Consider the following 973-nt stretch of genomic DNA (forward strand, 5'->3'; position numbering starts at 1 on the left):
TTGCAGGCTGGATATGTGTGCCGTATCGAGCCTTCACAAGAACCGGTATAGCGATAGCCTTTTTTAAGCATACATTGCTGTATCTCCATATATTTCGCACCAGCTGCATCTCGCATCTCTTGAGCGTCAACTCCAGACTTTGGGCTACTGTATCCTCCATCCCGCATCCCCCCACATTCCACCCAGTCCAGATTTCTGTCTTCCACACCTCCAACCTTTTTTTCCCAATAATCACTGAGAGGCGTGATATTCATTCCCGCAGATGGATTTCCATTCATCCAAAACCCTCCTATCCCACACCCAAATAATAAGAGAGGGAGAAAAACAACTATAAAAAATTTAATCTTCATCAAAAACCATCAAAACATACAAAATGGATAAAAATATTTTATTTAAGGAGGTAAAGTTAATCTGGCAGCTCTTAAATTCCCGACTTTAGAAGAAGAGAAATAGCCTGCCAGACTTCGGGGGGCAATGCCTCGGCCATTGCGAAAGGCCCGGAAATAGGAATTGCCGCGATACTCCATGCCTCATGCCCGACTTTTACCGCAAGTGAGCGCTCTCGCTTCGCATTGCCTTCCTCGTCGTAGAGCCCCCCCAACTTTCCACCAATCATGTCATGAGTGCCGGCAAAGGATTCGATCAATCTATCTTGCCAACTACCAGTCCCGTAAGGCACACCGAATAAAGTGCCTCTTACACCCTGTATCCCACCGGTAAGGCCGCCCATTTCTTTACCTTTCTCTGTCCCCAAAAATTCAGCCAAACTCATCCCGACAGCCCCGTTATCAAACTGAACCTGTTTTTTGTCATCAAGATCCAGACTTCCATCGGTTTTCTTTAGACACCGCTCATTAGTTTTTCCGCATAGCTTTTCCAAATCAATTCGTGTGCCACCAAGTTTTACACCGTCCCCATTGGACCCCACACTTTCGCCAGATATATTATTGATAGTAGTTTGACCATCTGTTAC

At 45.6% G+C, this 973-nt stretch carries 1 protein-coding gene and 1 pseudogene; both read right to left on the minus strand.

Annotation, left to right across the window (positions count from 1 at the left end):
* A pseudogene (locus tag AC1DKD_RS41520) lies at positions 1 to 278 on the minus strand (hypothetical protein); the annotation flags it as partial.
* Between the two features lie 143 nt (positions 279 to 421).
* Positions 422 to 973 (minus strand): hypothetical protein (locus tag AC1DKD_RS41525; protein WP_477144775.1); only part of this gene is annotated, 552 nt, incomplete at its 5' end.

The sequence above is a fragment of the Cupriavidus sp. 05T313 genome (assembly GCF_056396665.1).